The organism is Morganella sp. HMSC11D09 (assembly GCF_001807955.1).
Lineage (GTDB): Bacteria > Pseudomonadota > Gammaproteobacteria > Enterobacterales > Enterobacteriaceae > Morganella > Morganella morganii.
The window spans coordinates 19,047-38,152 of sequence record NZ_KV791688.1 but is presented as its reverse complement, the minus strand read 5'-3'; the positions used below and the strand labels follow the sequence as shown (position 1 = coordinate 38,152).

Below are 19,106 nucleotides of genomic sequence, written 5' to 3'. Positions count from 1 at the left end.
TGGCAGGGCTCCCCTGCCATTTTGTGTTTAGTAAAAACCACAAATCTCATTAGAATGTGGTGTCTGTCTTTTTGAGGTTATCCCATGAACGATAATAAAATGACCCCGCTTGAGCGTCGTGCGACCTGGGGGTTAGGCTCGGTATTTTCTCTGCGCATGCTCGGCATGTTCATGGTATTGCCTGTTATCACCACGTTCGGACTCGATTTTAAAGACGCCACCAGCACCCTGATAGGCTTTGCCATTGGTGTCTACGGCCTGACCCAGGCCATCTTCCAGATCCCCTTCGGCCTGCTTTCTGACAAAATCGGCCGCAAGCCGCTGATTGTCGGCGGGCTGATTATTTTTATGGCGGGTAGTATTGTTGCCGCACTCAGCCACTCTATCTACGGCGTGATTGCCGGACGGGCACTCCAGGGCGCAGGGGCGATCTCCGCCGCCGTCATGGCGTTACTGTCCGATACCACCCGTGAACAGAACCGCACTAAAGCGATGGCGTTTATCGGTATCAGTATCGGGGTAACCTTTGCGGTCGCTCTGGTACTCGGCCCGGTACTGGCGGATATCGTCGGTCTGTCCGGCCTGTTCTGGGGCATTGCCCTGCTCGCCTTTTTCGGGATCCTCATCACCTTGTATGTGGTGCCGGACAACAAAGAGCACCGCCAGAACCGGGAAACCGCCGTGGTAAAAGGTGCGATTAAACAGGTGCTGATGGATAAACAGCTCGCCCGGCTGAATTTCGGGATCCTCGCCCTGCACACCCTGCTGATGGCCACCTTTGTCGCGCTTCCTCTGGTAATGAGTGATGCTGGGCTGGCACGGGAATCTCACTGGAAAGCATATTTGTACACGATGCTGATCGCCTTCGTATCTGTTCTGCCGTTTATTATTTATGCGGAAAAGTACCGCAAAATGAAGCAGGTTTTTGTCAGTTGCGTGGTTATGATGGCGCTGGCAGAAATCGTGTTTCTGCTGGCAGGCAAAAATCTGTGGCTGCTTTACGGCGGATTACAGATTTTCTTTATCGCTTTCAATGTAATGGAAGCAATTCTGCCGTCACTGATCAGTAAAGAAGCGCCGGCGGGCTACAAAGGGACGGCGATGGGGATCTACTCCACCAGCCAGTTTATCGGCGTGGCGCTGGGTGGCAGCCTCGGCGGCCTGCTCTACGGCATCAATGGTGCGGTAACGGTTTTCGGCGGTGGTCTCATACTGACACTTATCTGGCTGGCTGTCAGTCTGACACTGCGTCAGCCGCCGTATGTCAGCAGCCTGCGTCTGGAGTTACCGGAAAATGACGTGAATAATCCGGATATTGCCGTGAAATTACGCGGACAGCCGGGTGTGCGTGATGTGGTGATTATTGCGCAGGAACGGGCGGTGTATGTGAAAACGGATACCAGACTGTCAAACCGCAAACAACTCGAAGCCGTTTTACAGGGCTGACAGGAACCGGCAACCATGCTGATGCAGGCTGCCGGATAACACTCAGTCGCGGAAGTTTTTGAACTGGAAAGGCTGCCCCAGTTTCCCTTCGCGTACCAGTGCCATAACAGACTGTAAATCATCACGGGATTTGCCGGTCACACGGACTTCTTCTCCCTGGATTTGCGCCTGCACTTTGAGTTTGCTGTCTTTGATCAGCTTGACGATTTTTTTCGCCAGTGCAGCATCGATCCCCTGTAACAGGGTTGCCTCAACACTGTACAGCTTACCGCTGTGAACAATCTCATCCGGTACCGTCAGAGACGCACCGTCGATTCCGCGTTTCGCCAGTTTTTCCCGCATAATATCAACCAGCTGATTGACCTGGAAATCAGATTCACTGGTCATTTTAACACTGTTATTTTTCTCATTGAGCTCAATCGTGGCGGTAATGTTGCGGAAATCCCAGCGACTGGTCACTTCACGCTGTGCGTTTTCCACGGCATTGCGCACTTCATGTAATTCAACTTCAGAAACAATATCAAATGATGGCATCGGAAGACCTCCCTATATTCAACTGACCGGCATAATACCGGGTTTATCAAACCAACAAAAGCACTATATTTCCCGCTATATTTACTAAGGTGCAAACGGACAAAAAGTGGTACTATTCAGTGATATTGCTCACATCTTTTTCGCTGTCCGGAGTCCTTATGAAAATAACAGTACTGGGTTGCGGCGCAATCGGGAAACTCTGGCTCGCTGCACTGTCAGGCAATCATGAGGTGCAGGGATGGATGCGTATTCCCCAGCCCTACCTGAATGTGAATATTGACTCTCTGAACGGAGAGCCGTTTTACGGGCAATTTACCACAAACGATCCGGAATTCCTCGCACAAACCGAATTATTACTGGTTTGCCTGAAAGCCTGGCAAACCTCCGAAGCCGTAAATCAGCTGCTGCCGCAGATACCGGAATCCTGCCCGGTGTTACTGCTGCACAATGGTATGGGTGTGGCGCGTGAGTTGTCCCGCTGCCCGAATCCTCTGCTGACCGGCATCACCTCCCACGGCGCATATGAAGAAAACGGTCTGCTGCATCACAGCCGCCGGGGACTGACCCACATTGGTCCTGTGAATGAACGCGCCCGTCATTACGGCCATCTGGCGGATATTCTGCATGATGCACTGCCGGACGTAGCCTGGCATGATGAAATCGATGCGGCCAGCTGGCAAAAACTCGCCGTAAACTGTGTCATTTCCCCGCTCACCGTTATCTATGACTGCAAAAACGGCGGACTAATGGCGCACCTGCCGCAAATCCGTGTGCTGTGTGATGAAGCTGCTGAAGTGATGCTGCGTGAAGGGATCCACACTGACGGTGATGATATCTATGAATACATTCTTCATGTGATTGAAAAAACCGCCGATCACAGCTCATCCATGCGCCGGGATATTCTTTACGGCCGTTATACCGAAATTGATTACATCACCGGCTATCTGCTGCAACGCGCCCGTTATCACGGGATCCTGCTGCCGGAGCATATTCACGTTTACAGCCTCGTCAAACAAAAAGAGGAACAAAATGCCCCCTTCAGTTCTCATTTGTCTCGCTGACGGCTGCGAAGAAACCGAAACCGTCACCACCGCTGATCTGCTGGTCCGTGCCGGTGTGACGGTCACACTCGCCAGTGCCAATGATGACGGCAGCTGTCTGGTCACCGGTTCACGCGGGATCCGCATTATGGCTGATGTACCGCTGGTGCGGGTAGCGGACACCCCGTTTGATGCCATTGTGCTGCCGGGTGGCCTGAAAGGTGCGGAGAATCTGCGTGACAGCCCGCTGGTGATTGAAAAAATCCGCCGTATGCATTGTGACGGGCACATTGTTGCCGCTATCTGCGCAGCGCCGTCTGTCATTCTGGTGACCCACAACCTGTTTCCGCTCGGCAATATGACCGGCTATCCGGCGCTGGAAGATAAAATACCGGCAAAACAGTGGGTCAATCAGCGGGTCTATTTTGATGAGCGCGTTAACCTGCTTACCAGCCAGGGCCCGGCCACCGCCATCGATTTTGCCCTGCGTCTGACAGAGCGTCTTTGCGGACAGGAAACCGCAGCAAAAGTGGCGGCAGAATTAGTACTGCCGCCGGGGATATGGGATTATCAGGATACCCCTTACCGCACGCTGGCTGATCAGGGCTGAATAACAAGCGGAGCCGGTGTTGCGGGCTCCTGTATTACCTCAGGAGCCTGTTCCGGTTCTGCACCCTTTTCAGGCTCCGGAACCACCATCATCCAGACTTTGGGTTTCAGTGAATAATGTCCCGCTTTCAGCGCTGCCCAGGCCGCCTGCTTCTCTTCTTCAGAGGCATACTGAATATCCTGGTAATCACGCTCTTCCCAGACCTGTTTATCCGGCTGACCGTCTGTGACTTCCGTGGCTTGCTGCCAGATCTGACAATAGAACGATAAATCAGAATAACCGCTGACACAGACCAGCGCATCATCCTGTCCGTCGCCATCCGCATCCGCCATAAAGCCGAGACACTCCCCGCCTGCGGAGGATTCAGTACAGAACCAGGCGCGTGTCACATCATATTTTCCTTCCCACCAGGATTCCGGCAGCGCCGGGCTGCCCGCTACTGTGAGCATTACCTCCCGCAGTGTCCGGCGGTTATCCTGATCATAAGAGGAGTATGTCAGTGCTTTACTGTATTCCGGATTTTCATTCAGCATCGCGAGTACCGCCTCTCCCCGTTTACCCAGGTCTTCCAGGGTATAGCGGATATCAGAGGTGACTTTGATTCTGCCCTTTTCAATACCCGCCAGAATACTGTTTGCCGTGATCTGTTTAAAATCCGCCAGCGGACTGCTGATCACCAGGATAATCGCCATCAGTATCAGTAATCCGGCTTTGTTGACCGCCCCGAGCAATACTGCCCATCCGCTGCGTTTCCATAACAGTGCCGCGCTGTACGCCAGCACAACCACCGCCAGAAACAGTGCGATACAAAATCCGTATAACCGATCAATACTCCAGCTGTACTGATTAACACGCACCAGAATGCCGTAAACCGATAACAGCGAAAAAACGTTCAGCAACAGCACACCAGCCAATACCAGTCCGTTGAGCCATGAACGGAAGCGTGGCACACATTCATTACCGTAAACCAGATTCAGCAGCAGGATATTCAGCGAAACAAACCAGATCATGGTGAATGAACCCAGCCCGCTGACACGGACGCCGGTCACCAAGGATAACAGCAATCCGCCTGCCGCAATCACACCGATCACGGTCAGCAGCGGTAGCAGTACCCGCGCCACATAACCGGCGATTTTTCCGGTGCTGAAGGTGAATACCGTGCGGATAAACACAAGGCTGATATTGAATCCGAGACAAAAACTCATCCAGAAATACAGAGAATCATTCAGCCAGTCACTGAGAAATTCCAGATTCACAATCCGGAACAGGTAAACCGCCAGAAACAGCATTCCCATCACCAGCAGGCCGATAAGCCCCGCCAGCGCACCCAGCACGGTATTTCTGACATACTGCTCTGTCAACAGCGCATAATCCGGGTTCCACGAGCCGGACAACTGCCGCAACTGAAACCACGGCAGAATCAGCCAGAACAGCAGTACCATCAGAGGAATGAGTGAAGAGAGCTCACGGGTGTGGCCCGCCGTTGCCTCACTCAGATACCAGAAATTCATCCAGACACAGAGAACGGCAGTCAGCAGCAGCCCTGCCCAGAGTGCCGCCGAAGAAAAACGGTTAATCAGATAACTGAATACCGACGGCACAAACAGCGCCAGCAGCATCGGCAGCCAGACCAGCGACCCCGGCACCTGCCACGAACTGCGGATAAGGTAATCGGATGTTGCATTCAGTGTAAGCCCCTGAAGGAGCGCCACCACAATAACAATAACATAGACAAAACGGCTTGCCGGTGCCTGAAGCGCACTGTTTTTCATTCTGAAACCCCGTCAGTAATATAGGTTGCTGCCGGACAGCATAGTGCCGGAACCGGCACAACGGTATCCCTTAAACTCTGAAAAAAGACAATAAAAAACCCCGCCTCCACAGAGGCGGGGTTCAGAAATAAATGACAGCTGCGACTCAGGGACGATACACCTTCACATTGGTATAGCCCTGCTCTGCCAGATACAGCGCCTGCAGACGGCTCATCACCCCGCGATCGCAGTAGAGCAGATAAGTGGTCTCCGCCGGTAAATCACCGAACTGAGTGCTGAGCTTGTAGAACGGCAGTGTGCGCACTTCCGTTCCCTCAATTTTCAGCGGATGCGCTTCCTGTTCATCCGGCGAGCGGATATCCAGCACCACATCGGTGGCAGACAGTTCTGATACCATCTCCACTTCAGTAACCTGCTGCTCACTCTGCTGCGCGATCACACGGATATCCATGTTCTGCGCGTTGAGCACCACATCATCCAGAATCGCAAAGTCGAATTTCTCTTCTTCGGCTTCGATTTTCTCTTTCACCGCTTTCACAGTCGGGTTTTTCGAGATCACGCCGCAGAATTCCGGCATGGTACGGGCAAAATCTTCAGTACCGATCTGACGGGCAAGATTGATAATGGTTTCTTTGTCGTGTGAGATCAGCGGACGCAGCACCAGGGTGTCTGTCGCGTTGTCGATCATGCGCAGGTTAGTCAGCGTCTGGCTGGAAACCTGTCCCAGCGCCTCGCCGGTCACAATCGCCTGCACGCCATAGCGTTCCGCGACACGGGATGCCGCACGGACCATCATCCGCTTGAGCACCACGCCCATCTGGCCGTCATCCACTTTTTCCAGAATTTCTGCCACCACCGGCTCAAAGTTCACTGCCACAAAGCGGACTTTGTGCGAGCTGCCGAAGCGGTTCCACAGGTAATGCGCCACCTGTTTCACACCGATTTCATGTGCCGCACCGCCTAAATTAAAGAAGCAGTAGTGAACACGGCAGCCGCGGCGCATCAGCATATAGCTGGAGACACCGGAATCGAACCCGCCGGAGATCAGAGATAACACATCTTCCTGAGTCCCGATCGGGAAACCACCGATCCCTTCCAGACGGCGTACCACGAGGATCAGTTTGTCATCTTCCACTTCCAGATTCACCGTCACATCCGGATGCGTCAGTTTTACCTTCGCGGACGGAATATGCTGGTTCAGGCCGCCGCCGACATAGCGCTCCAGCTCAATGGAACTGAACGGGTGCTTACCACGGCGCTTGGCGCGGACACAAAAGGTTTTGTTTTCCAGTGATGCGGCATACATTTCGAAGGTCTGCTCATAAATATTATGCAGATCGGTAAATGCGCGCTCTTCCACCTGTAAAATATGGTGGATACCGGGAATACGGGTCAGGCGGTCAGCCACACCTTCGCCAAGCTCTTCTTTCTTCACGCGGACTTCAAGATAGTCCCAGTGACGGACAACCGCCACATCTTCGGCCAGATCTTTAAGCACATTACGGATGTTACTGGTCAGAATTTTAATAAAGCGCAGGCGGACACTCTGGCTTTTGATGGTAATTTCAGGAAATAATTTAATGATAAACTTCATAACGGTTTACTGGCTATCGGCTTGATTTGCAAAGGACGGAGCAGCCGGTGTCAGGCAGCGGCAATCCCCGTTGATGAAATTGAAAGGCGGCAGTATATCACCATATCTCGATCTGCCCCGTAAAAATCGTAAATGAAAGGCACAATTTTCACTGAAAAGTGTAAACTAGGAATTATTTGCGACATAAATGCAACATCACTGAAAAACAGACCATGACCAAAAAAACATCCGCAACGAAAACCGATGCACTGAGCTTTGAAGCATCACTCGATGCCCTTGAAGGGATCGTCACCCGTCTGGAAGCGGGTAACCTGCCGCTGGAAGAAGCCCTGGCCGAGTTTGAACGCGGTATCGCACTGACCCGCACCAGCCAGAAAACCCTGATGGCAGCCGAACAGCGGGTTCAGATCCTGCTGAATGATGATGAAAACGCCCCGCTGAGCGATTTTACACCTGAAAACGACTGACCGCCCGGATCCGGCGGTTCCTGTGTGAACGAGAATGACCATGCCAGAACAAACTCCCGAAACATTCCGCAACCAACTGACACAGGCCAGAGAGCGTGTTGATCACGTTCTTGATGAGATCCTGACCACACTGCCGTTCGCCGCCACCGACATGGGTAAAGCCATGCATTACGGCGCCCTGCTCGGCGGAAAACGTCTGCGCCCGTTCCTGGTGTACGCCACCGGTGAAATGTTTGGTGTGACGGCTGAAAACCTGGATGCCCCGGCAGCAGCCATTGAGTGCATTCACGCCTATTCCCTGATCCATGACGATTTACCGGCCATGGATGACGACACACTGCGCCGCGGCAAACCAACCTGCCACGTCGCCTTTGGTGAAGCGAATGCTATTCTGGCGGGGGATGCCCTGCAAACCCAGGCATTTGCAATTCTCGCCGCCCGGCCGATGCCGGATGTCCGCCCGCAGGACCGTCTGGCGATGATCGCCGAACTGGCGGATGCCGCCGGTCTTGGCGGAATGTGCGGCGGCCAGGCACTTGATCTGGCAGCGGAAGGAAAAAACATCGGTATTCATGCGCTGGAACAAATACATAACCATAAGACCGGTGCTTTAATCCGTGCTTCCGTCCGTATGGGCGCGATGAGTGCCGGTGAAGCAGGCTATGCCGTATTACCGGCTCTCGACACTTACGCACAGGCTATCGGCCTGGCGTTTCAGGTTCAGGATGACATTCTGGATGTTATCGGTCATACGGATGTGATCGGAAAAAGCCAGGGCAGCGACGCCGCTCACGGGAAGAGCACATATCCGTCACTGCTCGGGCTGAAAGCGGCTCAGGATAAAGCACAGGCGCTTTATCAGGAATCACTGGCTGCGCTTTCACAGCTTGAAGAACATCATTACAACACAGCAACCCTGCGTGAACTTGCTAATTTTGTGATTGAACGTAACAGCTAATCCGTCCGGCACGTTCCGGTATTTTCAGAAACTTTAATAAGAATTAGTGAGCATTACATGAGTATTGATATCGCTAAATATCCGACTTTGGCACTCGTTGAGACGCCTGATGATTTGCGTCTGTTACCGAAAGAGAGTTTACCGAAACTCTGCGATGAACTGCGGCAATATCTGTTAAACAGTGTCAGCCGTTCCAGCGGGCATTTTGCCTCCGGTCTCGGCACGATTGAACTGACTGTGGCACTCCATTATGTCTATCAGACTCCGTTTGATAACCTGATCTGGGATGTCGGCCACCAGGCCTATCCGCACAAGATCCTGACCGGGCGCCGTGACCGCATTGACACCATCCGCCATAAAAACGGGCTGCATGCTTTCCCGTGGCGCGAAGAGAGTGAATATGATGTTCTGAGTGTCGGTCACTCCTCCACCTCCATCAGTGCCGGCGTCGGGATGGCGGTTGCCGCTGCCCGTGAGGGACGCAACCGCAAAACCGTTTGTGTGATCGGCGACGGCGCGATCACCGCCGGAATGGCCTTTGAGGCAATGAACCACGGCGGGGATATCAAATCCGACATGCTGGTGATCCTCAATGACAACGAGATGTCTATCTCCGAAAACGTCGGTGCCCTCAATAACCACCTGGCGCAGCTGCTTTCCGGCAAACTCTACACCACACTGCGTGAAGGCGGAAAGAAAGTGTTCTCCGGCCTGCCGCCTATCAAAGATCTGCTGAAGAAAACCGAAGAGCACATCAAAGGCATGGTGGTACCGAGCACCTTCTTTGAAGAGCTGGGCTTCAATTACATCGGCCCGGTGGACGGACACGATGTGCTTGCGCTGATCCAGACTCTGAAAAATATGCGTGACCTGAAAGGTCCTCAGTTCCTGCATATCATGACGAAAAAAGGGCGCGGTTATGAACCGGCTGAAAAAGATCCGATCAGCTGGCACGCCGTCCCGCAGTTTGATCCGTCAACCGGCACCCTGCCGAAAAGCAAATCGTCCAAACCGACCTTCTCAAAAATCTTCGGTGACTGGCTGTGTGAAGAAGCAGAGCACGACCCGAAACTGATGGCGATTACCCCCGCCATGCGCGAAGGTTCCGGTATGGTACGCTTCTCCAAATCCTTCCCGGATCAGTATTTTGATGTCGCGATTGCTGAACAGCACTCCGTTACTTTTGCCGCCGGGCTGGCTATCGGCGGTTACAAGCCGGTTGTTGCGATTTACTCCAGCTTCCTGCAGCGCGCCTACGATCAGGTGATCCACGATGTCGCGATCCAGAAACTGCCGGTCCTGTTTGCTATCGACCGCGCCGGGATTGTCGGCAACGACGGTCCGACACACCAGGGCGCGTTTGATCTCTCCTTCCTGCGCATCCTGCCGAACATGGTGATCATGACCCCGAGTGATGAAAACGAGTGCCGCCAGATGCTGCACACCGGTTATCACTACGGCAAAGGCCCGGTTGCGGTGCGTTATCCGCGCGGCGGCGGCTGTGGTGCCACACTCCAGCCACTGACTCAGATTGAGATCGGTAAAGGTGTTGTGCGCCGTGAAGGGGAGAAAACCGCAATTCTGGTCTTCGGTACCCTGCTGGAAGAAGTCCTGAAAGCGGCAGAAAACCTGAATGCCACCGTGGTGGATATGCGTTTTGTCAAACCGCTGGATGAAGCCCTGATCCTGGAGATGGCAGCGAGCCATGACACACTGGTGACTGTCGAGGAAAACGCCGTTATGGGCGGTGCTGGCAGCGGTGTGAATGAATTCCTGATGGCGCAGCGCAAGCCGGTGCCCGTGCTCAATATCGGCCTGCCGGACAGCTATGTGCCGCAGGGCGACCAGGAAGAGATCCGCAGCGATATGGGCCTGGATGCAGAGCATATTCAGAAGTCCATCGAAGCGTACCTGGCAAAAGCCTGATTATCCTTCCGGACACAAAAAACCCTGCTGATGCAGGGTTTTTTATGTCATCAATAATGTCTTTGCCGCTTACTCCGCAGCCGCTTTCACCGCAAAGTGGTCAAACCCGCTCAGGGCCGGTTTTACTTCCTCACCTTTACTGAAATAGCGGATGCCGTCACTCTCCGGTTTCATCTGCCCGATACAGCAGAAAGGTGCGCCGGTGTGTGCCAGTGCCATTTCCAGTGCGCCACGATTGATTTCCGGAACGGTAAAGCACAGTTCATAATCCTCACCGCCCGCCAGTGCACGGGCGAGAGCCTGCTCCGGTGATGAACAGGCTTTCAGTGCCTCAGACATCGGTAAGTTATCCAGTTCAATCCTGGCACCGCAGCGGCTGGCTTTCAGGATATGGCCGAGATCGGAAATCAGCCCGTCAGAGATATCTATCGCAGAGGATGCGAGATCGCGCAGCGCCTGTCCCTGCAGGATACGCGGCTGCGGACGCAGATGGCGTTTCAGCAGATATTCTTTGTGTGCCGGGTCTTCGGGCTGCAGCTCACCCAGTAAAATCGCCAGTCCGGCGGCACTGTCACCCAGTGTGCCGGTGACATAGATCCAGTCGCCGTTACGGGCACCGGCGCGTTTCATCGCCCGCCCGGCCGGGACCAGACCATGAACCGTCAATGTCAGGCTCATCGGGCCGCGTGTGGTATCGCCGCCGATTAACTGCATACCGTAATAATTCAGTTGCTCAAAGAAGCTGTCGCTGAACTCACCCAGCCACGCTTCATCAATGGACGGCAGTGTCAGCGCCAGGGAAACCCAGGCCGGATCCGCGCCGATAGCGGCCAGATCACTTAAATTCACAGCAAGGGATTTCCACGCCAGATCACGGGCAGAAACGGAAGGCAGAAAATGAATACCGGACACCAGGGTATCCGTGCTGACAGCAACCTGCTGTTTTTCCGCTACGGTCATCAGAGCGCAATCATCCCCGATACCCAGTTCAACGTCCCGGCGGTAATAGTGCTGCCGGTCAAAAAAACGCCGGATGAGATCAAATTCACCACAAGCCATAATCAGAAATTCCGCAATCAGATAAAGACAAAAGGCCGGTTAAACCGGCCTCTTTTATATCATGTCATTTATGTCCTTGCATAAAAGTATCAGATGATTACTTTCTGCGGGCATTTGGCGCGGCTTTATCAAGCACGCCATTGACAAATTTGTGGCTCTCTTCCGCGCCGAACACTTTTGCCAGTTCAATCGCTTCGTTGATAACCACTTTGTAAGGGACATCCTCACGGTAGCTTAATTCATACATCGCCAGACGCAGAACCGCTTTTTCCACCTGACCTAACTCCTCCAGCTGGCGGGAGAGGTACGGAGCCATCAGTGCATCAAGGCGCACTGCATTCGTTGCCGCACCGAAGAACAGCTCACGAAAATAGGCGACATCAACGTCTTTGACATCCTGCTCTGACAGAAATTCTGATTCAACATCCGCAATATTATTGCCGGATAACTGCCACGAATAAAGCGCCTGAACGGCACATTCACGAGCACGACGACGAGCTGCAGGTTTCACACATATCCCCTTACTAAAATCCGGATTCAGCCTTTGATGGCTTTAATTACATTAATCATTTCCAGCGCGGTCATCGCGGCTTCCGCCCCTTTGTTACCGGCTTTGGTTCCCGCACGTTCAATGGCCTGTTCAATATTTTCGGTGGTCAGCACCCCGAAAGTAACCGGAATCGAGCTGTTCATCGCAACGGCAGATAACCCGGAGCTGCATTCACCGGACACATATTCAAAATGTGCGGTGCCGCCGCGGATAACAGTACCCAGCGCAATAATAGCGTCATATTTTCCGGTATCAGCCAGTGTTTTCACTGCCAGCGGCAGTTCATAAGCACCCGGCACCCAGACCGTTGTAATGTTCTCAGAGGAGACCTGGCCAATACGCTCAAGCGCATCAAGCGCACCGTCTAACAGGCTGTCGTTGATGAAGTTGTTAAAGCGGGCAATTGCGATGGCGATACGCGCACCCGGCGCACTGACAACACCTTTAATGACGTTCATAGCCTTTCCTTCTTACGAGTTTCATACTGCGGGGCGCGGATTTTATCACATTCTTTCCGTCACCGCGCCTGTGTTTTTCAAACTCCGGAATAAAAATTAAATTCCGGCGTAAATTCAGAGGTTAATAAACCGGGATCAACCGCAGACGGAGATCCGGCCCGACCATCGTGCAGTCGTCGATCCGCAACTGCGGCGCATCACGCAGATGCGCAAGCGGCGGCAGTGTAAAGAGATCCTGCGCATCACTGCCCAGAATCTTCGGTGCCAGATAAAGCACGATTTCATCCGCCAGTCCGGCTTTCAGCAGTGCGCCCGCCATATGTGAGCCGCACTCTGTCCAGATATGGTTAATATTGCGTTTGCCGAGCTGCATCATCAGCAGAACCAAATCAACACCACAGCCGTTCTCCGGCAGGATCATTTCCTCAACATCCCCCTGCCAGTTATCCGGCTGAGAGGCGGTCCGCGCCAGCCAGCAACTGCCCGGCAATTGTGTGACGCGGTGCTGAGCGGTCACCCGCTGACGGCTGTCGGTGATAATCCGCGCCGGCTGACGGATATCCGCCTCCGGATAGCTCTGCTGCAACGATGCCGGGAAATCCGCATGACGGACAGTCAGGCCCGGATCATCTGCCAGAACCGTGGCACTGGTGGATAAAATCGCTCCGGCCTGTGCACGGAACTGTTGCACATCCTGCCGCGCGGCTTTTGAGGTGATCCACTGGCTTTCGCCGTTGGCTAATGCGGTTTTACCGTCGATCGAGGCGGCCATTTTCAGCTGAATATACGGGAAACCGGTACGCATCCGCTTAAAGAAGCCCTTATTCAGTGCTTCCGTTTCCTGCATCAGCACACCGTGGCTGACTTCAATACCGGCTTCGCGCAGTTTAAACAGACCGCGCCCGGCCACCTGCGGATTCGGATCCTGCATGGCGGCCACCACCCGGCTGACACCGGCATTTATCAGCGCTTCGGCGCACGGCGGTGTGCGGCCGTGATGACTGCACGGCTCCAGTGTGACATACGCGGTGGCGCCACGGGCTTTATCACCGGCCATGCGCAGCGCATGCACTTCCGCATGCGGTTCACCGGCACGCTGATGGTAACCTTCACCAACAATTTCGCCGTCACGGACAATCACACAGCCGACATTCGGGTTCGGCGCGGTAGTAAAACGACCCAGCGCCGCCAGTTCAAGGGCGCGGGCCATATAAAATTCATCAGAATGCATCATGTTCAGTCCTGCAGGCGGGCAATTTCCTCGCCGAATTCACGGATATCCTCAAAACTGCGGTAAACCGATGCAAAGCGGATATACGCGACTTTATCCAGCTTTTTCAGCTCGCTCATCACCAGTTCGCCGACAAACTTAGCAGAGACTTCCCGTTCGCCGGTAGCCCGTAACTGCGATTTGATATGACTGAGGGAGGTTTCGATATCGTCAGAGCTGACCGGACGTTTTTCCAGCGCCTTCTGCATACCGCGGCGCAGTTTTTCTTCATCAAACGGTTCGCGGCTGTCATCACTTTTGACCACACGCGGCATCACCAGCTCGGCAACCTCAAACGTGGTAAAACGTTCGTGGCATTCCAGGCACTGACGGCGGCGGCGGACCTGAGAACCATCACCCACCAGGCGTGAGTCGATGACTTTGGTATCAACGGCGGAGCAAAACGGGCAATGCATAAATTATCCTGCGGGTCAATGAACTGTTGCGGTAGTTTACCCTGTTTACACATAAAAAACACCCTGCATGCATGCACATACAGGGTGTTTTATGTTTTTTCGCGGCAGAAATTACGGCAGGATAGATTCCTGGTCCGCGCCTTCTTTTTCCACTTTCTGCACAATCAGGTGCTCACGCTTCATACCCAGTTTCAGGGCCAGCGCAGACGCCACGTAGATTGAGGAAATCGTACCGATAGACACACCAATCAGCATGACCAGCGAGAAGCCTTTCAGCATTGCACCACCGAAGATATAGAGCATCAGAACCACTAACAGGGTGGTTGCCGATGTCATAATGGTACGGCTTAACGTCTGAGTCAGGGAAACGTTCATGATCTCATACGAGGTACCACGGCGGATTTTGCGGAAGTTCTCACGGATACGGTCAGATACCACGATGCTGTCGTTCAGTGAGTAACCGATAACCGACATCAGGGATGCCACAATGGTCAGGTCAATCTCAATATGGAACAGCGACAGTACGCCGAGGGTGATGATAACGTCGTGCGCCAGCGCGATAACCGCACCTAACGCCAGACGCCATTCAAACCGCATCGCCACATAGATCAGGATACAGATTAATGCCGCGATCAGCGCCATTGCGCCGGTCTGAGCCAGTTCCGCACCCACACTCGGGCCGACGAACTCGATACGTTTGACCACCGCACTCTCATCAATGTTTTTATTGATCACATTGATAACGGTTTTACCCAGTTCCTGACCCGCAGTACCTTCTGCCGGCGGCAGACGTACCATGATGTCACGGCTGCTGCCGAAGTTCTGGATCAGCGGATCTTTAAACCCGGCCTGCGCAACGGTATCACGGATTTTATCCAGATCTGCCGGCTGGCTGAAGTTAACTTCAATGACGGTACCGCCGGTGAAGTCCAGACCCCAGTTAAACCCTTTCACGCCGATGATTGCCACAGAGGCAATCAGCAGCAATGCCGAGATAGTAAATGCCACGTTGTCCCAGCGCATAAAGTCATAGACTCTGCGGCCGTGGTTTAATTGTTCAACAGTATAATCCTGTGCCACAACGTGCTCCTTAAATAGACAGCTTATTAATACGTTTACCGCCATACAGCAGGTTCACGATGGCGCGTGTACCGATAATCGCTGTAAACATGGAGGTTGCCACACCAATGGCTGTCGTAATCGCAAACCCTTTAATCGAACCGGTACCGACCGCGTAAAGAATGACAGCGGTAATCAGTGTGGTTAAGTTTGCGTCGATAATACTTGAGAAGGCGCCTTTGTACCCTTCATGGATTGCCTGCTGGACAGAACGCCCGTTGCGCAGTTCCTCTTTGATACGTTCGTTTATCAGAACGTTCGCATCAACCGCAACCGCAAGGGTCAGCACGATCCCCGCAATCCCCGGCATGGTCAGCGTAGCGCCCGGTAACAGCGACATCACCCCGACAATCAGGATAAGGTTCGCCAGTAACGCGCTGCTCGCGATCAGACCGAATTTACGGTAGTAGATCACCATGAACAGAATTGAGGCCATCAGCCCCCACAGACACGCTTCCAGGCCCTGCTCGATATTCTGCAGACCCAGAGTCGGCCCGATGGTCCGCTCTTCCACAATCTGGATTGGTGCAATCAGGGCACCGGCACGCAGCAGCAGTGATAACTGACGTGCTTCATTGGCATTATCAATCCCGGTGATACGGAAGTTTGATCCTAAACGGGACTGAATATTGGCAATGTTGATAACTTCTTCGTTTTTCTCAAGGATTGAGCGGCCTGCGGCATCTTTACGCCCGCTGTCTTTATATTCGACAAACAGGGTCGCCATCGGCTTATACAGGTTATCCTTGGTGAAATCGGACATGGTGTTACCACCGGCGCTGTCCAGCGAGATGCTGACCTGCGGCTGACCGTACTCATCACTCTGTGAAGTGGAGTCAGTAATGTGGTCACCGGTCAGAATCACACGCTTGTACAGGGCGACTTTGCGTCCGTCACGGGTGTATTTCACTTCAGTGTCACCCGGGATACGGCCTGCTTCGATAGCGGCAGGGTCAACAGCACCGTTGACCAGACGGAATTCCAGGGTGGCGGTTGCCCCGAGGATTTCTTTCGCCCGTGCGGTGTCCTGAATACCCGGTAATTCCACCACGATGCGGTCCGCACCCTGGCGCTGTACCAGCGGCTCGGCAACACCGAGCTGGTTAACACGGTTACGCAGGATAGTGATGTTCTGCATGACAGCATAGCTGCGCGCTTCACTTAAGCGCTGGTCGCTCATCACGGCAGTCAGTGTGTTATCTGTGCCGTCTTTGAAGACTAAATCGCGCAGGCGTTTTGATAACAGCGAGCTGGCTTCGGAACGTGATGCATCATCACGGAAGCGGACTTCCACGCCGTAATCCGCTGATTTGCGGACAGACGCAAACGGAATGCTGTTTTCACGCAGCAGCGAGCGGATACCATCGAGGTTCTGCTCCTGCAGTTTACCCAGCGCGGTTTCCATATCCACTTCCATCAGGAAGTGCACACCACCACGCAGGTCGAGACCCAGTTTCATCGGCTCGCCACCCACGGCGGTCAGCCATTTTGGTGTCGCCGGGGCAAGGTTCAGGGCAACAACATATTGCTCACCTAAGCCTTTCACCAGCTCTTCACGGGCACGTAACTGGATATCAGGATTTGAGAAACGGGCAAGTATCACACCGTTTTCCAGTGCGACCGACTTACTCGCGATCTGATCTTTTTCTAAAATGGTCCGGACCTGATCCAGGGTCTGTTCATTGGCGGCGGTTCCCCGCGCGCCAGTGATTTGAACAGCCGGATCCTCTCCATACAGGTTTGGAAGCGCATAAAGCAAACCGATGAGGATCGCAGCGATCAGCATCAGATACTTCCACAAAGGATAACGGTTTAACACGGCAGTCCCTTCGGGAAAATCATACTACAGGAAGATTACAGCGCCTTCAGTGTACCTTTCGGTAAAACTGCTGCGACGAAATCACGTTTGATGGTTACTTCAGTTGTTTCGTTCAGTTCCAGAACGATGTAGCCGGTGTCAGACACTTTAGCCACACGACCGATCAGACCACCGGTAGTTAACACTTCATCACCTTTGGTGATGGAGTCCATTAATTGCTTGTGTGATTTAGCACGTTTCTGTTGCGGGCGCAGGATCATGAAGTAGAAAATCAGCACGAAAACGACCAGCATAACAATCAGAGACATCGGGCTGCCCTGAGAAGCGGCTGCACCGGTTGATGCTACTGCGTCAGAAATGAAAAAACTCATCAAACTATCCTCTTGTTATTCACATAATTATCAGGCAGATAAACCTGCCGGTGGTGTATCGCCTATGTTATACACCACCGGGTGATCCCGTTTCGGGGAAATCACTCACTTAACGGCGGAACGGGTTTCCCGATCCGCTGATAAAATTCAGCGGCAAATGCTTCCAGACGGCCTTCTTCAATTGCCTGCCGGATACCCGCCATCAGACGCTGATAGTAGCGCAGATTATGAATGGTATTTAAGCGCGCGCCAAGGATTTCATTACAGCGATCCAAATGATGCAGGTAAGCGCGCGTATAATTGCGGCAGGTATAGCAGTCACATTCCGCATCCAGCGGCGATGTATCTGATTTATACTTCGCATTACGGATTTTTACCACGCCGTCCGTCACAAACAGATGACCGTTACGGGCATTACGGGTCGGCATCACGCAGTCGAACATATCAATACCGCGGCGCACACCTTCCACCAGATCTTCCGGTTTACCCACGCCCATTAAATAGCGCGGTTTATCTTCCGGGATCTGCGGACAGACATGCTCGAGAATCCGGTGCATATCTTCTTTCGGCTCGCCGACAGCCAGACCGCCCACAGCGTACCCATCAAATCCGATTTCCACCAGTCCTTTCACAGACACATCGCGTAAATCTTCGTAAACACTGCCCTGGATGATACCGAACAGCGCATTCGGGTTACCCAGCTCATCGAAACGGTCACGGCTGCGTTTAGCCCAGCGCAGAGACATTTCCATGGATTTCTTCGCGTAGTCCCAGTCCGCCGGATACGGTGTGCACTCGTCAAAAATCATCACGATATCAGACCCGAGATCGTACTGGATTTCCATCGATTTTTCAGGACTTAAGAAGATTTTTTCACCGTTGATCGGGTTGCGGAAATGCACGCCTTCTTCTTTGATTTTACGCATCGCACCCAGGCTGAACACCTGGAAACCGCCGGAGTCAGTCAGAATCGGGCCTTTCCACTGCATAAAATCATGCAGGTCGCCGTGCAGCTTCATAATTTCCTGGCCGGGGCGCAGCCACAGATGGAACGTGTTGCCTAATAAGATTTGCGCACCGGTCTCTTTCACTTCTTCCGGTGTCATCCCTTTCACTGTGCCATAAGTCCCCACCGGCATAAATGCAGGGGTTTCAACAACGCCACGATCAAAAATTAAGCGACCACGGCGCGCACGGCCGTCTGTCGTCTGCAGTTCATATTTCACAAAACCTCCGGCATCAGAAAAACAGTCTGATGATTTATAAAATTTGACGCATTGTAAACGCTTGCAAAGCCGCTGTACACGCCAGCCAGCAAAAACATGCTTTGTATATTTCTGCCGATTTTAATCAATCTCCCTCAATTTTGTGTCACAAATTTGGCACACCACGTCACAATCCCCCTGCTATACTCCCATCATCACCCACCACTCCGAAACCAACATGCACAACATAGCCAACCTGCCACAAGACGAAAAAGACAAAATTAATGCCGATTTAGCCGCCTCCGGTATCGCGTACAAAGAAAGGCTCGGACTGCAGGTTGATCTGTACGAAACAGAAAAGCGGCAGCCCGAGCATTTACGCCCGTACTTCAGAGAGAGATTGGATTACTACAGGGAGATCGGGAAAAGATTCCCACGCGGGTTTGAGTATGAGAGGGGGTAATCATGTCACGTTCATGCTGACCTATCTTA

Annotated in this window: 19 protein-coding genes; 7 read left to right on the top strand and 12 right to left on the bottom strand. The window is 53.2% G+C overall.

Translation table 11 applies throughout. The annotated features are described in order from the left end of the window. The first annotated feature begins 84 nt into the window (after positions 1–84). Entirely contained in the window at positions 85–1,446 is a 1,362-nt protein-coding gene (locus HMPREF3119_RS09350) for an MFS transporter (protein WP_064483448.1), read from the top strand. A gap of 42 nt (positions 1,447–1,488) precedes the next feature. Here HMPREF3119_RS09350 and HMPREF3119_RS09345 read toward each other — a convergent pair whose 3' ends face one another. Continuing rightward, positions 1,489–1,980 (bottom strand): YajQ family cyclic di-GMP-binding protein, encoded by a 492-nt coding sequence (locus HMPREF3119_RS09345; RefSeq protein ID WP_004236442.1) that lies wholly within the window; start codon positions 1,978–1,980, stop codon positions 1,489–1,491. Between the two features lie 158 nt (positions 1,981–2,138). Between HMPREF3119_RS09345 and panE the strand changes: the two genes are divergently transcribed. Both panE and yajL read left to right on the top strand, forming a co-directional pair. Continuing rightward, positions 2,139–3,041, top strand: a complete 903-nt coding sequence (gene panE / locus HMPREF3119_RS09340) for a 2-dehydropantoate 2-reductase (RefSeq protein WP_004236441.1) — start codon at positions 2,139–2,141, stop codon at positions 3,039–3,041. After that, complete coding sequence (yajL, locus tag HMPREF3119_RS09335) at positions 3,010–3,630, top strand: protein deglycase YajL (RefSeq protein WP_004236440.1); 621 nt, start codon at positions 3,010–3,012, stop codon at positions 3,628–3,630. The genes panE and yajL overlap by 32 nt, the downstream gene beginning before the upstream one ends. Here the strand turns inward: yajL and HMPREF3119_RS09330 are convergent. Beyond that, on the bottom strand, positions 3,621–5,402 hold the full coding sequence (locus tag HMPREF3119_RS09330) for a DUF7057 domain-containing protein (protein ID WP_046024038.1): 1,782 nt from the start codon (positions 5,400–5,402) through the stop codon (positions 3,621–3,623). The two genes, yajL and HMPREF3119_RS09330, sit on opposite strands and share 10 nt — an antisense overlap. Positions 5,403–5,547: 145 nt before the next feature. After that, entirely contained in the window at positions 5,548–6,996 is a 1,449-nt protein-coding gene (thiI, locus tag HMPREF3119_RS09325) for a tRNA uracil 4-sulfurtransferase ThiI (RefSeq protein ID WP_004240408.1), read from the bottom strand. A 212-nt stretch (positions 6,997–7,208) separates the two neighbouring features. Here thiI and xseB point away from each other — a divergent pair, with 212 nt between their 5' ends. From xseB to dxs, 3 genes are read left to right on the top strand one after another with little or no spacing between them, the layout of a single operon-like run. Further along, entirely contained in the window at positions 7,209–7,463 is a 255-nt protein-coding gene (gene xseB / locus HMPREF3119_RS09320) for an exodeoxyribonuclease VII small subunit (protein ID WP_004236437.1), read from the top strand. Positions 7,464–7,497: 34 nt separating this feature from the next. Further along, positions 7,498–8,421, top strand: a complete 924-nt coding sequence (gene ispA / locus HMPREF3119_RS09315; RefSeq protein ID WP_004236435.1) for a (2E,6E)-farnesyl diphosphate synthase — start codon at positions 7,498–7,500, stop codon at positions 8,419–8,421. Positions 8,422–8,478: 57 nt separating this feature from the next. Beyond that, the gene (dxs, locus tag HMPREF3119_RS09310) at positions 8,479–10,347 is read left to right on the top strand and encodes a 1-deoxy-D-xylulose-5-phosphate synthase (protein ID WP_004236434.1); all 1,869 of its coding nucleotides are present in this window, start codon (positions 8,479–8,481) and stop codon (positions 10,345–10,347) included. A gap of 69 nt (positions 10,348–10,416) precedes the next feature. Here the strand turns inward: dxs and thiL are convergent, their stop codons facing one another. From thiL to tgt, 9 genes are all read right to left on the bottom strand, one after another. Then, positions 10,417–11,406 carry a thiamine-phosphate kinase gene (gene thiL, locus HMPREF3119_RS09305; protein WP_004240411.1) on the bottom strand — a complete coding sequence of 330 codons (990 nt, stop codon included), beginning with the start codon at positions 11,404–11,406 and terminating at the stop codon, positions 10,417–10,419. A gap of 97 nt (positions 11,407–11,503) precedes the next feature. Beyond that, entirely contained in the window at positions 11,504–11,917 is a 414-nt protein-coding gene (gene nusB, locus HMPREF3119_RS09300; protein WP_004240412.1) for a transcription antitermination factor NusB, read from the bottom strand. Between the two features lie 26 nt (positions 11,918–11,943). Continuing rightward, the gene (ribE, locus tag HMPREF3119_RS09295; protein WP_070579503.1) at positions 11,944–12,414 is read right to left on the bottom strand and encodes a 6,7-dimethyl-8-ribityllumazine synthase; all 471 of its coding nucleotides are present in this window, start codon (positions 12,412–12,414) and stop codon (positions 11,944–11,946) included. 121 nt (positions 12,415–12,535) lie between these two features. Continuing rightward, complete coding sequence (gene ribD / locus HMPREF3119_RS09290) at positions 12,536–13,645, bottom strand: bifunctional diaminohydroxyphosphoribosylaminopyrimidine deaminase/5-amino-6-(5-phosphoribosylamino)uracil reductase RibD (RefSeq protein ID WP_168162286.1); 1,110 nt, start codon at positions 13,643–13,645, stop codon at positions 12,536–12,538. A gap of 5 nt (positions 13,646–13,650) precedes the next feature. Further along, the gene (gene nrdR, locus HMPREF3119_RS09285; protein WP_004236428.1) at positions 13,651–14,100 is read right to left on the bottom strand and encodes a transcriptional regulator NrdR; all 450 of its coding nucleotides are present in this window, start codon (positions 14,098–14,100) and stop codon (positions 13,651–13,653) included. Between the two features lie 111 nt (positions 14,101–14,211). Then, on the bottom strand, positions 14,212–15,180 hold the full coding sequence (gene secF, locus HMPREF3119_RS09280) for a protein translocase subunit SecF (RefSeq protein ID WP_004240415.1): 969 nt from the start codon (positions 15,178–15,180) through the stop codon (positions 14,212–14,214). Between the two features lie 10 nt (positions 15,181–15,190). Then, positions 15,191–17,038: a protein translocase subunit SecD gene (gene secD / locus HMPREF3119_RS09275; protein ID WP_004240417.1), complete on the bottom strand. Its 1,848-nt coding sequence runs from the start codon at positions 17,036–17,038 to the stop codon at positions 15,191–15,193. Between the two features lie 35 nt (positions 17,039–17,073). Next, a complete protein-coding gene (gene yajC / locus HMPREF3119_RS09270) occupies positions 17,074–17,409 on the bottom strand; it encodes a preprotein translocase subunit YajC (RefSeq protein WP_004236424.1) in 336 nt (111 codons plus the stop codon). A 101-nt stretch (positions 17,410–17,510) separates the two neighbouring features. Further along, a complete protein-coding gene (gene tgt / locus HMPREF3119_RS09265; protein WP_004240418.1) occupies positions 17,511–18,635 on the bottom strand; it encodes a tRNA guanosine(34) transglycosylase Tgt in 1,125 nt (374 codons plus the stop codon). A 217-nt stretch (positions 18,636–18,852) separates the two neighbouring features. On the opposite strand from tgt, the gene HMPREF3119_RS18810 reads away from it, so the two are divergent. Then, entirely contained in the window at positions 18,853–19,077 is a 225-nt protein-coding gene (locus HMPREF3119_RS18810; protein WP_083297267.1) for a DNA polymerase III subunit theta, read from the top strand. Positions 19,078–19,106 lie beyond the last annotated feature (29 nt).